The sequence below is a fragment of the Alistipes communis genome (genome assembly GCF_006542665.1).
In the GTDB taxonomy this organism is placed as follows: Bacteria; Bacteroidota; Bacteroidia; order Bacteroidales; family Rikenellaceae; genus Alistipes; species Alistipes communis.
In genome coordinates, this window is record NZ_AP019735.1 from 151,312 (window position 1) to 165,516 (window position 14,205).

9 protein-coding genes and 1 pseudogene are annotated in these 14,205 nt (G+C 50.8%); 5 read left to right on the top strand and 5 right to left on the bottom strand.

Translation table 11 applies throughout. The features are described 5' to 3' along the window. Nucleotides 1-119: 119 nt before the first annotated feature. The 3 genes from FMF02_RS00680 to FMF02_RS00690 are packed head-to-tail and all read right to left on the bottom strand — an operon-like array spanning nucleotide 120 to nucleotide 3,929. A complete protein-coding gene (locus tag FMF02_RS00680; RefSeq protein WP_141411865.1) occupies nucleotides 120-2,228 on the bottom strand; it encodes a type IA DNA topoisomerase in 2,109 nt (702 codons plus the stop codon). A gap of 29 nt (nucleotides 2,229-2,257) precedes the next feature. Further along, nucleotides 2,258-2,476 carry a hypothetical protein gene (locus FMF02_RS00685; RefSeq protein ID WP_141411866.1) on the bottom strand — a complete coding sequence of 73 codons (219 nt, stop codon included), beginning with the start codon at nucleotides 2,474-2,476 and terminating at the stop codon, nucleotides 2,258-2,260. A 1-nt stretch (nucleotide 2,477) separates the two neighbouring features. Beyond that, nucleotides 2,478-3,929 (bottom strand): DUF4099 domain-containing protein, encoded by a 1,452-nt coding sequence (locus FMF02_RS00690; protein WP_141411867.1) that lies wholly within the window; start codon nucleotides 3,927-3,929, stop codon nucleotides 2,478-2,480. Nucleotides 3,930-4,716: 787 nt separating this feature from the next. On the opposite strand from FMF02_RS00690, the gene FMF02_RS00695 reads away from it, so the two are divergent. From FMF02_RS00695 to FMF02_RS00715, 5 genes are read left to right on the top strand one after another with little or no spacing between them, the layout of a single operon-like run. Beyond that, nucleotides 4,717-5,319, top strand: coding sequence for a hypothetical protein (locus FMF02_RS00695; RefSeq protein WP_141411868.1), 603 nt, complete (start codon nucleotides 4,717-4,719; stop codon nucleotides 5,317-5,319). Between the two features lie 3 nt (nucleotides 5,320-5,322). Further along, nucleotides 5,323-6,219, top strand: coding sequence for a DUF5683 domain-containing protein (locus FMF02_RS00700; protein WP_141411869.1), 897 nt, complete (start codon nucleotides 5,323-5,325; stop codon nucleotides 6,217-6,219). Nucleotides 6,220-6,236: 17 nt separating this feature from the next. Next, nucleotides 6,237-9,953 (top strand): BACON domain-containing protein, encoded by a 3,717-nt coding sequence (locus FMF02_RS00705; RefSeq protein ID WP_141411870.1) that lies wholly within the window; start codon nucleotides 6,237-6,239, stop codon nucleotides 9,951-9,953. 6 nt (nucleotides 9,954-9,959) lie between these two features. Further along, complete coding sequence (locus FMF02_RS00710) at nucleotides 9,960-10,493, top strand: hypothetical protein (protein ID WP_141411871.1); 534 nt, start codon at nucleotides 9,960-9,962, stop codon at nucleotides 10,491-10,493. Further along, nucleotides 10,486-11,961 (top strand): hypothetical protein, encoded by a 1,476-nt coding sequence (locus FMF02_RS00715; RefSeq protein WP_141411872.1) that lies wholly within the window; start codon nucleotides 10,486-10,488, stop codon nucleotides 11,959-11,961. The genes FMF02_RS00710 and FMF02_RS00715 overlap by 8 nt, the downstream gene beginning before the upstream one ends. 67 nt (nucleotides 11,962-12,028) lie before the next feature. Here FMF02_RS00715 and FMF02_RS00720 read toward each other — a convergent pair. Further along, nucleotides 12,029-12,228, bottom strand: a pseudogene (locus tag FMF02_RS00720) (Arm DNA-binding domain-containing protein); the annotation flags it as partial. A gap of 689 nt (nucleotides 12,229-12,917) precedes the next feature. After that, on the bottom strand, nucleotides 12,918-14,081 hold the full coding sequence (locus tag FMF02_RS00725) for an FISUMP domain-containing protein (RefSeq protein ID WP_141411873.1): 1,164 nt from the start codon (nucleotides 14,079-14,081) through the stop codon (nucleotides 12,918-12,920). Between the last annotated feature and the right edge of the window lie 124 nt (nucleotides 14,082-14,205).

Below are 14,205 nucleotides of genomic sequence, written 5' to 3' on the forward strand. Positions count from 1 at the left end.
AACGCAAAGGTCGAAGGAAGAAAAGGCGCTCCGGGTTCCCACCCGAAGCGCCGCCACTGAACGTCCCTGCCGAACGCCGAAAGCGTCTGTGACAAGTCGTCCAGCGGCAAAGATAAGGATTATTTCCGGACTTTCGCCGCAGCCGGCTTTCGGGCCTTGCCGCCTTGTTCGAAGGCGAACGCGGTGCGGTAATCGCCGTCGAAGACTACGGCGGCCCCGAACGTGCCCCCGTCCTTTTTGGCGAAGCCCTCGATCGTCGGCGTTCGTCCCTTGACGAGCAAGGCTTCCAGCTGGCCGTCCGTCAGCTCCTTTTTCGCTATCGTCCGGAATACGGTCAGTCCGCACTCCGCATTTTCGCACTTGGCGGTCTTCGGGTAGAACGTCACCCGGCCCCCGCAGCGGGGACACGGAGCGCCTGTACGCCCGGCGACCGCCCCGACCTGCGCCTTGAGCAGTTCGGACGTGATCTGCGAGGCGTAAACTTCGATACCTTTACGAAAGGTGAAGGCGTTCATCTCTCCGGTGGCGATCTTCGCAAGGGCCAGTTCCCAGCCGCCCGTCATGGCGGCGTCGGCGATACGCATGTCCTTGACGATGCCGTACACGGCGAGGCCCTTCTCGGTGGGCACGAGCGACTTTTTTTCACGTTTGATATACTCGCGCGAAAAAAGCGTCTCGATCACCGCTGCGCGGGTGGCCGGAGTTCCGAGGCCGGAATCCTTCATGGCCTCGCGCTCGGCTTCGTCTTCCAGCTCCTTGCCGGCAGTCTCCATTGCCGCGAGCAGGCTGCTTTCGGTATGCAGCGGGCGGGGGCGCGTCTGCTTTTCCTGAAGGTCGCATCCGCGCACGGCGAGCATATCCCCCTCGGCGAGCTCGGGCAGAGCCGCCGCATCCTCCTCTGTACGCTCTTCCGGCTCGCCCCATACCTTGCGCCATCCGGCGCTCGTTACGACCGTGCCGCGCACCTCGAACGGGATGCCCGCACACTCCATACGGACGGAGGTGATCTCTTTCAGACACGCGGGCGAGAACGCCTCGACCATGCGGCCGGCGATCATATCGTAGATTTTGGCAGAATCCGCCGCAAGTCCCGTAGGCGTATGGCCGGTGATCAGCAGGGCATGGTGGTCGGTCACTTTCCTGCCGTCCACCGAACGGCGGTTCAGCTCTCCGGCCGACAGGTCGGCGGCCCGATGGCCGAAATCCGTATGGCCGGAGAGCGAGGCCAGCAACGGGGCGATCTCCTCGAACACGTCCTGCGGAATGTAGCGGCTCCCCGTGCGGGGATAGGTGACGAGTTTCTTTTCGTAAAGTTCCTGTGCGATGCCGAGTGTCTTTTCGGCCGAGAAGCCGTGCCGCGTGTTGGCCTCTTTCTGGAGAGCGGTCAGGTCGTACAGCAGCGGCGGTTGCTCGGTTGCATGGCGGCGTTCGACCTTCGTAACCTGCACGCCGTCGCTGCCCCGGACTGCGGCACAGGCTTCGTTCGCCGCCGCTTTCGTATCGTATTTCGGCGTCGAGAGAACGGCGAAGGCCGTAGCGTCTTTGGCCGTGTGGAGCTTGAGCCGGAAATAGGTCTGCGGCGTGAACGAGGTGTTTTCCAGATAGCGCCCGCACACCAGCGCCAGCGTAGGGGTCTGCACCCGGCCCAGCGACCATGCGCCGCGTCCGGCGGCGATGGCGAGAGCTTGGGATGCGTTGATGCCCACGATCCAGTCCGCCTCGCAGCGGGCACGGGCCGAGAGGTAGAGGTTGTCGTACTCGCTGCCGGGCCGTATGTTAGCCAATCCTTCGCGGATGGCCCGCTCGGTGAGGCTGCTGATCCACAGCCGGTCGAAGGGCGTCTTGCAGTAGAGATAGTGATAGATAAAGCGGAAAATCAGCTCGCCTTCGCGCCCGGCGTCGGTAGCCACGACGATTCGTTCGGCGCGGGAGAACAGCTTTTTGAGGACGGCGAGCTGTTTGACGGCTCCCGGATCGGGCTTGTACTCCTTGCCGCTTTTGACGCGGCGCGGTTCGAGGACGAAGGTTTCGGGAAGGATCGGAAGGTTCTCCCTCTTGAACCCTTCGATGCCGTAGGCTTCCGGCATGGCCGGGCCTACGAGGTGCCCGAAGGCCCATGTGACGGCGTAGCCGCCCCCTTCGATATAGCCGTCCTTACGGGCGGTAGCGCCCACGACGGCGGCGATCTGCTGCGCTACCGAGGGCTTTTCTGCTATGATGACTTTCATTCGTTCGGTTTTTCGGATGTTTTCAGTGGCTATTTACTTTGCTGCGCCGCCCGCTCTTTCTCCTTTTCGAGGCGAGCGATCAGCTTGCGGTCGTAGTAGAGGTGGTTGCCGTTCTCGTCGTAATACCGGCTGTCGTCGTCCTGCGTCCGTTCCGCATCGGGGCGTTTGCCGATATAAAAGAGAATCAGCAGAGTTACGACGGAGAACGACACCGAGGCCGCGATGATAATCAGAATGGCCGCGAGCATCTTACAGGCCTCCTACGCTCTTGGACTTCTTCGGCTGAGGCTTCGGCGGGGCGACCTGACGCACTTCGCGTTCGGATTGCCGCCTCTGCGGCTGTCCTTCGGCCTGCTTGGAGGGCTCGTTCGACGGGGTTCGGGCCGGAGCCTGTGACTGCAAGGAGGACTGTTTACGCGAGTAATCCGGGTTCCAACGGTACGATTTGATCTTTCCGGCCTCGTAATCGGGTTTTACCCAGCGATCCGCACGTTCCGGGCTTCCGGGGAATTGCAATCCCTGCAAATAGGTCGCTTTGACATCTTTGCGCTTTTCGGGGAAATTGAGGGCGTCCAGCCATTGATTGTAAACTTCTTGGGGCAGCTCCACACCGAACACCCGCTTGGGAATGAACATGGGACGCGGCCCTTCCGGCAGGGGATTGCCCTGCTCGAAACGTTTGGCGGCATATACCCCTCGGTTATGTTCCTGATAGCGCCTTTTGTCGAGGCCGCCGTGGTCGAACTCGATATTGCCCTCCGAGGCGTCGATCTGGATGTAAGCATCGCGTTTGTAGCCGGAACGGGTGGTATAGCCTTTCAGCAGGATTTTACGTCCGGAGTAGAAGTCGAGCTGTTCGCCTTCGGAGAGGTCGGCGTTCTTGATCGAGGCGCGTTTATCGAAATCCGAGACAGGCATCGCAACGAGTTCGTTCGTCCACTTGTCGCGCGAAACGTAACAGGGCGTCATCCTGCCCGGCTCCAGCTCCAGGTCGATCACCTTGCCTGCATGACGGGTTTCGACGATGTTGCGCTTGGCCTCGTCGTCGAGCAGCACGTTGTGAAAGGGCGCGTCGAGGTCGCACTTCTCCCGATAGTAGTGCGGCACGACTTTCAGCGAGCCGTCGGCCTGCTCTTCGAGCGATACGCGCCCTTTGGTGGTGACGCGCATGCCGCCGGGTTCCATCTCCGGCCGCATTTCGATCAGTCCGTGCGATTTGTGCCCGTAGGACATCGCCTTCAAATGGGGTTCGAGGTCTTCCATACGGATACCCATGCGCTCCATATCCGCCGTGTCGATTTTCGAAATATCCATAGGCTCGAAACGGGGAACCGCGATCTGCGGTTCCATTTTTGCGAGTTCTTCGGCCGGATCGACGCGGTAGTTTTCGAGCAGTTGCGGATCGAGGTCGATTTTGATGAGTTTGTTCAGCACGCTTTCGGCCATGATGAAGATATCCGAGATACCCGTTTTTACAGGGTCTTGCGACTGCTCCATGAATTTGGTGAAAAACGCCTCCAAAACAGGTTGGTTCGTGTTCACGTCGAACAGTTTGGCGACATTCGCCGCAGTGGGATCGAGCGTCTCGATGTTTCCGTCTTCGTCGATACTGCCGACGGCCTCCAGTTTGCCGTCCTGACCTTCTCCGGTCTGCCTGACGAGCATTACCTTCTTCTCGTCGTTCTTTACTTTTTCGTCCATCTTTGCGAAATGTTAGATTAGCACCAATAGCGGTGCAGGGGACGAATTTAACCCGTCTGCGGACGGCCCGGGCAGACCGGCCGCCCCCGTTATCGCGGTTGGAACAGGTGTTGGAAGAGGTTGGCGTCGGTACGGGCAAAATGCGGAAACGACGAACGGTCGGAACGATAGTCGTTCCGACCGCCCCGGGACACTACCTTCCGCCGCGGATATTGTCCGGATATCCGTCCTTGCCAAGCTCCCGAACAGTCGGTATGAGTAGTGGATGTGCTGGAAGAATGACGCTCCCGCATAAGGGAGCGGAACAAGATTGCCCGCCTTTACCAAACAAAGCATGATCTTTTTGCATCGGAAATAACAAAGTTGCATTTCAAGGGTTTCTGTACTTGGAATAAAAAATTGTTTTGCGGAAATTTGCACAGAATTTTACATGAGTGTTGTTCTATGTGAAAATTATTTTCTACTTTTGTTTCGTCGAGCAATCGACAGGCATATTGTTAGAAAGTGTTTTCGCACCGTCCTTAACGGAAAATCTGACAGTTTTCAAAGGGAAAGGGCTACGAACAGCACTCATTTCTTGTATAGCATATGTGAGCGGGCATTTTCTTTGCCCATATATCCCATATCTATTCAAGTGTGGGGTATTCGTTTATTTTCCCTTGGGTTTTGTCAGAACCTTCCGTTAGATAAACGAAATCGACTCCACACTTTCTTTTTGTATCAGCCCACCGTATAGGAGCCGAACGGTAAAATTGAAACTATCGTTTAACTAAACATCTATTTTACCATGAAAAAGTTTTCTGTATTGGCTATTCTTGCCATCGCACTCATGTCTTTTTCTTGCGGAAGTACTAAAAAAGTTATTACATCGGAGTCCGTTAATCCTTATGGAAAAGCTGTTGCATCGGAACCGTGTATTGAACTATACGAGCAAGCTCCCTATAAAAGAGCTTATGGCAACGGGCAACATTTCAAAGAAGCAACGGCGCGGAATATAGCAGAATTACAGGCTCGTGCAATGTTTGCCCGTAAAATAGAAGCTGCAGTCTTAGCTGCTACCGAGGATATCGGCGTTTCATTGGAAAAATACGCAGCAGACGATCAATCGGGGCGGTCTGTAACCGATCAATCGGGAGAAGGAAATGATTTAGCAATGAGTATAGCCCAACAAGTAATTCGGAATACTCATACGATCAAAACGACAAGATATCTTAAATCGAATAATCAGTTCACTGTCTTCGTATGTATGGAATATGCCGGAGACGAGAATACATTGGTCGACCACATAGAGCAAAATGTCAAAGACAGAATATCGCAAGATGATCGGGCAAAAATTGAACAACGACATAATCAATTCCGTCAACGGATTTTAGGAAATTTAAAAGAGTAAAATATGAACTATCGAATTTTCAGAGTACTTACCCTTTTATTTATAGGGAGTGCCATACAATCTTCAGCTCAAAATAGTTCGGCATTGAAACCTCAATGGATCGGAAATGTACCTCGCAATCATTCCGGGTTCTATTTTGTAGAGGTGCATTCCGACATAGCAAGTTCTTTATCTGGAGCCAGAACATCCATCATGCAGGAATTATCTGCCGGAGTCGAACGTACGGACAAGGTTTCGGTAAGAGAGATTTATGAAGATTCTTCGACACAGCAATATTCTTCGGACAGGATGCATGGTTATTCCTCCGATTTTTATCAATTGGAGTTGCAGGTAGACGGAGAATCGCAGCCGATACGATCCCGGCGTATCGACGAATATTGGAAAACTTCATTTCGCGGAGGATCGAAAATATACGATTATTATGCTCTTTACGCTGTTGAGAGACAAGGACATCATGCCGATTTTTCGATTATCTCGACAACGTCATCCTACGGCGCCCGCGGACTGTGGCGGTCGGCGATCATTCCGGGCTGGGGCCAATTCCACAAAGGAGCCAATCTCAAGGGCGGCCTGATCCTCGGGGGTTGTGCGGCATTAGCGGCAGGAATCGTTTTTACCGAAAGCCAGCGTTCGGACTATGCCCGGAAAATAGCCCAAACACACAATATAAATCACATAAAAACTTATTCGACCAAAGCCGACCATTTCGCTACTGCACGCAATATTTGCATCGGAGCCGCCGCCGCACTCTACGTCTATAATTTAATCGATGCGATAGCGGCTCCCGGAGCACGACGTATCGTAGTCCATCGAAGAAATGGAAATGGACAAACATACTCATTCGTGCCGGCTATGATGCCGGACGGTAGTGCCGGAATGATCGCAGCGGTTACTTTTTAACGGATATTCATCATCTTATGAAACGCCTTTCTCTTTTCTTGTTGGTCTTGCTTTGTTTCGGATGTAGCGAGAGCGAAGTGGATACTTTCGGCGGTATCGCCGGTACTGTCGCCGATGAAATAACGAAGGAACCGTTAGCCGGCGTAAAAGTTTCTCTGACACCGGGAGGAACGTCCCAAGTGACCGGTACAGAAGGAAATTTCCTGTTCGATAATATCGACCCACAGGAATATACACTGACTTTCACCAAAGACGATTATGTCAGTCAGACGCAAAAAGTTTCCGTAAAGGCCGGTACGGCATCGAACGTCCAGATTTCGATGGAACCGATCACTCCGATTTTGAATGTAATGCCTGAAGAATTGGATTTCGGGGAGGAAACCGCAACGCTTGCTATCGACATCACCAATGCGGGAAAAGGAACTTTACAATGGAACATCGACGAGGATATCGCATGGCTGTCCTGTTCTCCCGTCAGCGGAACGACCAATAAAGAATCGTCCCCCGTCGTCGTTACGGTTTCGCGTACGGAAATGGATCGCGGTGATTATAACGGAATGATCGTTGTCACCTCGAACGGAGGGAGCCAAAAAATACCCGTTTCTATGTCCGTAGAAAGTGTGAATCTCGAAATCGAACCCGAAGAGTTAAACTTCGGATCGCTTACGAATTCCTTACAACTGACATTGAAAAATACAGGTTCCGGGACTTTGAAATATACGGTCGAATCGTCTAACGAATGGCTGGTATTGAATAAAGAATCCGGGTCGGTAACAAAAACCGATTACTTGGAGGCGATTGTTACACGCGAAGGATTATCCGCTGGAAAGTATAATGCGACGATCTCGTTCTCCGTCTCCGGAGGGAACGTCGTCGTTCCGGTAAAAATGGAGGTCGCCGTAAATGAGAAACCTACGGTATCGGTCGAAAATGCGACCGACGCAACTTACAATAGCGCGGTATTGCACGGGACGATGGTATCGGTCGGAAGTTCGAAAGTGACGAAATACGGATTTTGCTGGAGCGAACAACCTACACCTACACTCGAAGACTCATATTCCAATTTGGGAGATTGCACGGCGCCGACAGCGTTCGAAAGTGTCGCAAACGATCTGAAATCCGATACGAAATATTATTTTCGGGCTTATGCCGAAAACAACGTCGGTATCGTATATAGTGAAAAGGAACTGACATTCACCACTGCCGGATTGCCGACTTTGCCGTCGGTAACGAGCGGAGCCGTTACCGAAATCACGAGTACTACAGCCGTAGCCAAAGGCAATATCACGTCGTTGGGCAATGTCGGTAAGGTAACAGCCTATGGCCATGTCTGGAGCAAAACAGCGGAGCCGACCTTGCAGACAGGGAAATACACGAATCTCGGCGAAGCGACGGAGACAATGGCGTTCACCAGTGAAATAACCGGATTGGAATCTCACACGATTTACTATATACGAGCTTATGCAACCAACGAAAAGGGAACTGCTTATGGCGAAGAGAATGTATTTACGACTGCAAAAAACGATGTTCGGCTGACAACTTCCGATGTCACCGAGATCGTCCATAACGCAGCGACCTGCGGAGGTGTCATCGCCGACAACGGAGGGCATACGATAGAAGAGCGAGGTGTTTGCTGGAGTACGAAATCGGCTCCGACAGTCGAAGACAATTATACGGTTGCCGATAATGACAAACTGTCGGCTTTGGTTTCCCGGTCGACTCCGTCCTCGGTTAAAACGCGCACGGAGTACGTTACGAGAGCGGAAGATCGCTTTTCATGCCGGATTACCGAATTGGCCAAAGAAACGAACTATTATGTTCGGGCTTATGTTCGAACCTCGGAGGGCAATATATTTTACGGTAATGAAAAACAATTTACAACGACCGAAGAAGTCGCACTCCCGTCGTTGACAGAAATAACCGTATCCAATATTCAGACGACGAGTGCGACCGTCGTCAGCAAAATCGAATCGGACGGCAATTCGGCCATTTCCGAGTGTGGATTCTGCTATTCGAAGGGTGCCGCTCCGACCGTCGAAAGCGGGACGAAGATTGCATGCGATCCCTCTTCGGCCGAACTCGGGAAAAATATTACCGGATTGGAAGAAGGTACGACCTATCATATACGCGCCTATGCCAAAAATGCAATGGGAGTCGCCTATAGCAAAGAGGCGGAATTTACGACGTTGGCCGTCACCGTTCCGAAATTGAGTCCGGTTGTCGTCGAGAACGTCGGCCGGACGACCGCCTATGCTTCGGCAACGATTGCGGAAACAGGGAATGCCTCGATAACCGAATGCGGTTTTTGTTGGGCGACCAATCCCTATCCGACCATATACGACAATAAAGTCCCTTGCGAAGTTGGTAATTCATTCAAAACGAAATTACAAGATCTGCCTTTGCTGACAACGGTTTATGTGCGGGCTTATGCAATCAATTCGAAAGGAACGGGATACAGCGACGACGCATCGTTTACGACGACAGATACGGATATCGATATTTGGGACGGTGTATCGGTGGCTACGAAATTCGGTGGCGGCATGGGAACGGAAAGCGATCCCATCATCATCAATTCGGCAGATCAACTAAGATTATTATTGGATCGAGTATCATCGGGAACAACTTATTCAGGAGTTGTTTTTAAGATGACAACCAATATTGGACTGAATAACCATGCATGGTCGCGCTCTGGAACATTTGCGGGTACGTTTGATGGCAATAATATGCTTTTAACTGGAGTGACGTCATCAATTTTTTCTGCAGTAAGTGGAACCGTGATGAATATCCAAATTAGTGGGACTTCGCAAAATGCTGGTATATGTCTTACAAATACTGGTACAATAACAAATTGTGTCAACGATTGTTTTATAACATCAAACAGTAATAATATCGCTGGTATTTGCTTGTCTAATTCTGGAAAAATTGAAAGTTGCACAAATAAAGGCAAAATTCAGTCAACTGGCTATAACGTGATTACTGGGGGCATTGTTGCAACTAATTCGGACAACGGAATTATTGACGGATGTATAAATTATGGTTCAATTAGTGGAAATGGGATAGTTGGGGGAATAGTTGCTGAGAGCTCAAAATCTGCATCTTCCGGAACTTTTGATTGTGGGCGAATCCAAAACTGTTCTAATTTCGGTATAATTTCAGGTGATGATGCAGGAGGAATCATTGGTTGTGTTGAACTTATTTATACAGGAAGCAATATGGCGGCATCATCAATGAGATTAACATCTTCAATTGCTAATTCTTTCAATTGTGGAGATATAACGGGTAATAATAGAGGCGGCATCTGCGGAAGAATTAAATTATATTGCTGCGCGCACAACAATAGATATGGTAATTATTTCTACTTTAAAACAATCGTGAATGTGTTTAATTGCATCAATAATTCAAATTGCACAATATGTGGACATTATTCTCTTGATTACCCCTCTGGTGGTTACAACTTTAAAGATAGCGACAGCGGGATGTTCCTTTCAGGGACGACATATTGGTTATATGATGTGGCCAATAACATTGGACAAGAATATGCGATAGAGAATGATAAATCTTATGACATAGCACATTGGTACACACGTACTACATCTGGATGTTTTTTGCAAGGAAATTCAACAGATATCGTATCATTGTTGAATAACTGGGTTTCGTCTAATTCTGGTACAACGACCTATAAACGCTGGAAATACGACACGGTCGACGGCTATGCTTGTCCGGTTTTAGAGTAAGGCGTTATGAAAAAATTTCTGTTATTCGTCGGTTTCGCGCTTTTTACAGAGCAACTGCATGCACAGGATACGTCTCTTTGGGTCGGAGTTTCAAAGAACTCCGATCCATTGATACGTCGCCAAGAGGCATTTATGGATGCCCTTTGCCGATATATCACATGTAGCGCTGTTCATGTAAGTAAATCTACGGACAGTACACGAGATCGTGAGAAAATTATAACAAATAATAGTATTAAGACCTGCCGTTTCCAAATACTATCCGATACTATGGATGAAGAGAAAGAAACCGTAACTATTTCCATTGGTCGTGGAACTTTAATAAATTATAAATTTATCTCATCATCTCTAAAAACGGACAAAGAGACACAAACGGATATCGTGCTGATTGTTACGTATGAAGAGGATTCGGAAAGGAATAAAACACGATCACAACATGAATATCGGAATCATTATATTGAACAGGAAGATGCATCCGGCCACATACTGAAATCGTCTAATGAGTTTAAATATGAATGCGTAAATGTGGGAACGTATGAGTAGTCGTAATATAAGGATAGGTATTGCTCTATTGGGGTGTCTATTCATCAGTATATATGGAATCTATGCTCAGTCGTTTGAAGAATACAAACGACAGGCGCTGTCCGACTTCGATCGCTACAAGAAACAGCAACAACGAGATTTTAAGGAGTACCGCGACCGCGTGAACGCCGAATTCGCAGCATACATGCGTCGCGCATGGCCGCAGTTCGACGCGCAGCCTGCCGAGCCGGTTCCCGACCGTCCCGAACCGCCGCGACCGGCGGTAAAAGACCCGAAGGCAGGGCCGTCGAACGACCCGATTCCATTCGACAACGTGATCCCGAGTCCCGATCCCGTACGGCCCCCGCAGCCGGTCGTTCCGCTGCCCGTACCGGAACGGCCCGTACAGCCGTCATTCGCATTCGAGTTTTACGGCACACCCTGTACGGTATCGCTCGATGCAGGCCATCATTTCACATTGCGAAATATCGATGAAAATGAGGTGGCCGATGCGTGGACACGATTGTCGTCGGATGCTTATCTCACGATCGTCGCCGAATGCCTTGCATGGCGCGACCGGCTGCGTCTTTGCGACTGGGGTTACATGCGTTTGGTCGAATGTATGGCAACCGCATTTTTTTCAGATTCGGAACGGAACGAAGCTCGTCTGTTGCAAATGTATATTCTGACTCAATCGGGATATAAAGTGCGTATTGCCCGTACCGACGACCGGCTCGTGTTGTTGTTGCCCTCCGAAGACGATATATATGAAATGCCCTTTTTGACCGTCGACGGACACCGCTATTACGTGGCAGACCCAACCGTACGGCAGCAGTCGTTTCACGTTTTCGACCGTGAATTTCCGAAAGAACGGTTTTTCTCATTGCAGATTACTACAGAACCGTTGTTGGCGATTCGTCCTTCAGAACCGCGTCGGTTCGCATCAGAACGTTATCCCGACGTTTCGGCTATCGTTAAAACCAACCGTAATTTGATCGACTTTTACGACGAATACCCCCGTATCGGATGGGATTTATATTCTCGGTGTTCGTTGAGTGCATGGGCAAAGGAGCAGTTGTATCCCGTTCTGCGCCGGTGTATTGCCGGAAAATCGAAATCGGAGGCTGCCAATATGCTGATCGATTTCGTACAAACGGCTTTCGAGTATAAAACAGATGAGGAGCAATTCGGGTACGAACGACCGCTTTTCGCCGACGAAACGCTCTATTACCCTTATTCGGACTGCGAGGATCGCGCGATTCTCTATTCGATTTTGGTGCGCGACCTGCTCGGATTGGACGTCGTGTTGCTCCATTATCCGAACCATCTGGCTACTGCGGTATCTTTCGGTGAAGAGATTGCAGGAGACTATCTTATGCTTGACGATCGTAAATACCTTGTTTGCGATCCTACTTATATCGGAGCGCACATCGGAAACGCCATGCCGCAGTTCAAACAAACGGCAGCTAAGGTTATTCGCATTCATTAAACAATATAAACACAAGGGATGGCAATACTATCCCTTGTGCTTTTAGCTTAAATGTGAGTTGCTTATATTCATTAATACGCTGGGCTGCTACACTCTTGCCGGAGGCTTTTGGGCTTTCGTATCCCAGAGTACGGGAGAAATGGATAACTTGCAACTGAATTGCGAAATCGTGCCGTTGATCGTGATACGCCCTATATTGGGGACTTTGCCATTCTGCGCGGATTGACGTTTCAGATAGAACAGGACTTTGAAAGTGCTTTTTGCCAGAACTCTAATAACTTTAAGGTTAATACGTTGAATAGAGTTATTTATTGTTGGTGAATCCAACGCAATAAGCTGAAAAACAATACTATATTAAAAGCTATTTGGAAATAATGCGGTAATGATTTAGTAACGTAATTCCGGTTTCTGTTGGCTTTTCGATGGCTTTAGTTCGGCTTCGACAGCGAAGTCCGTCCCTCTCTGAATCTATTGTTTTCAACCTTCTTGCCCCAATTCGTTTTAATTTTCAGTTTTTATTCTTATCTTTGTCGTAGAAGAGTTGTTTGAAAGCATGAGAAATACAGTGTTTCTGAACACTTTCCTTTTTCTTATCCGTTAGCTTATCTCAGGCGAGTCCTTCATAATCTGCTTGTAGTCAATTAAACATCCTCAGACTACATCAAAGATACGAAAAAAAACGCGCGTGATAGCAAGCACGGTTCGATTTTCGAAGTACGATACCCGCCGGAGCGAAGTCTAAGATAGCGAAATAGCCTGTATAATCGCCTGCTCACGCAGAAAAAAGTTCACACACGCCGCTGCATCCGAGACAGTGCGCGACGCCCCATCGCCATCTTGTCATTGCACCGCATCGACGGCATTCCGACATGCGCCGCGCTATTTTCCGCCCTGCGCTCACGCATAAAAAGAGCGGGCCGGCATACGCCGACCCGCTGAAAAAGTATAGGGTCAAGTCAATCCTGCAAGCAGCGAACCGTAAGGCCCACGCCCCCGATGAAGTTCGAGTCCGTTGCGAAACGCTGGTTGTCCGACCACATGCGCACCACGGCACAATAACCTTCGCCCATCACTCCCTGGGTCGACGACCACCAGCCGGCGCTGTACGACGCATGATCCCACTGCACGCCGCCGTCAGCCGGATTGAACGAGTAGGAACGGAACCCGATCGGAATCCCGCTGAATTTCGTCGCATTGTTCTTCGACTTATCGATACCGGGCCACGTCGGCTGCGGATCGCCTTCGATCATCGAAGGAAGGTTCCACATCAACTCATCATCCGGATAATCCATGGCCAGCGCTTTGGCTATGGCCGTCTCATCCACCTCGCCGTTGCTGCCGACCGCCGCCATGTCCGCATCGAGCACGTACTGCGCCAACTGCTGCCACTCGGCCTGCGACGGGATGTGCCATCCCTCGGGGCAGACGCCGCGGATAGGAGCTTGATCGGCCGACGTCTGAGGTTCCTCCCCTTGCAGAGCCGCCTTCCAGTTATAGAAGGCACCGTAAACTTTCAGGGCCTCGGCGCCGAGTTGTGTATCCTTATCATAATCGGACCAGATATAGTAGCGCGGCTCCGTATCGGAAACATCGTCGTGCTGTTCGGGCAGATAACGCAGATTCTCCGCCATCCACACCTGATCGGCCAGTTTCACGGTCTTGTAGACATTGCCGTCGCGGGCATCGGTCATGGTTCCCTCTACGGGAGCAGCGGGACCTTCCTTTCGATAGGTCGTCACCGTCACTTCGGTCGATGCCGTCGCTCCGGCGTCGCCCTCTACCGACAGCTCCAACTTCAATTCGCCTTCGACTTGCTCGGCAGGAAACGTGTATTCGATCTCGAAAGGCACGTCGGTCACCTCAGGAACGACTATGCCTCCCACTTTCAAAACGACCTTTTCGATCTCGCCGACCGTAGCGACACCCGTTCCCGCGATCGTCAGTTTCTCCGCAAGATTGACCGAAGCACCCTCTTCGGGCTTCTCGATGCCGCAGACGACCTGCTGCTCCTTATCGGGCGGAGGCGTCGGCCCTTCGTCGTCAGGCTGCGGCGCAGGATCACTGTCGCTGCAAGCGACAGCACAAGCCGTCCAAAGCAGCATGAACAAATACTTTTTCATTCGGATTTTCTTATTTTGTACAGAACCGCACATCGCCGCACGTCACACCGCCCGACAACACCCCGAGGCTCTGTATAATTACACGATAAGGCGTATCCCGGATCAGTCCGGGATACGCCGTTGA